2 protein-coding genes are annotated in these 1,073 nt (G+C 61.3%); one reads left to right on the forward strand and one right to left on the reverse strand.

Translation table 11 applies throughout. From position 1 onward, the window contains the following. A partial coding sequence (locus FJ980_RS33845) for a VOC family protein (protein WP_140547692.1) occupies nucleotides 1-340 on the reverse strand: 340 nt, incomplete at its 3' end. A 218-nt stretch (nucleotides 341-558) separates the two neighbouring features. Between FJ980_RS33845 and FJ980_RS33850 the strand changes: the two genes are divergently transcribed. After that, the coding region (locus FJ980_RS33850) for a DUF47 domain-containing protein (protein WP_140547693.1) at nucleotides 559-1,073 on the forward strand (515 nt) is incomplete at its 3' end.

A 1,073-nucleotide genomic window follows, 5' to 3' on the forward strand; every position in this document is an offset into this window, starting at 1 on the left:
CCTTGAACCAGGCGACCTTCATGCCGTGACCGACATGGATGTCGCCTTCCAGTGTCAGGCCGGGCATCTCGTAGTGTTCGAAGGCAACGCCCTTCGATTTCAGCCCGCTGACGACGGTGTCGATCTCTTCGCCGACCGTCCACGTCACCGCCGTCGCCTTGTTGGTTCCGGCGAACTGAGAGCGATAGACGTTGATCGTGCTGTCGCCGCTTTTGTACTCGATCAGATCGCCACCCTCGTCATGCACCTGTTTCAGGCCGAGCGTCCCCTCATAGAAAGCCTTTGCCTTCGCCAGGTCTTTCACCGCGAGGTTGGCCGTCGCGTTGCTGTTTGCAAGCATGATCGTTTCTCCTTCGCTGCTTGTCGTCCCCGGCGTCTCCTTGGAAATAGGTCGCCCCCGTCGCTTGACGAGCCCCGCTTTGCCGGCGATGGCCGGTAATTGCCGTTCGCGAGCGGTGCTTGCAATTGGCTGCATCCACATCTTTCAGCCGGCTTACTGTTCCCCATGGGCGCATGCGGCGCTATGTGGATGGAACTGGTGCGCCGGGAGGGACGAACATGCTGGGCTGGTTCCGCAAGCTGTTGCCGCGCGAAGATCGCTTCTTCGACCTGTTCGAGCGGCATTCCCGCACGGTGGTCGGCGGCGCGGAGGCCCTGCAGCAGCTCCTCCTGGGCAAGGACATCGAGCATTGGTGCGAAAAGATCGTCGATCTCGAGGACGAAGCCGACCATATCACCGCCGAAGTCCTGCTTGCCGTGCGGCGCTCATTCATCACGCCTTACTACCGCGGCGATATCAAGGACCTGCTCCATGCGATTGATGACGCCATCGACATGATGCACAAGACCGTCAAGACGGTGCGGCTGTTCGAGAAGAGGGAATTCGATCCGCTGATGCAGGAAATGGGCGCCGTCATTGTCGATGCCGCCAGGCTCGTCGCGGTGGCGATCCCGCTGCTGGCCAAGGTCGGCGCCAACAGTGCGCGCCTGAACGAACTCGCCGAGGAAGTCATGCGTGCCGAAGGCCGAGCCGACGATCTGCATGAGCAGGGCCTGAAGGATCTCTTCAGGCG

This window comes from Mesorhizobium sp. B1-1-5, from assembly GCF_006443065.1.
Lineage (GTDB): Bacteria > Pseudomonadota > Alphaproteobacteria > Rhizobiales > Rhizobiaceae > Mesorhizobium.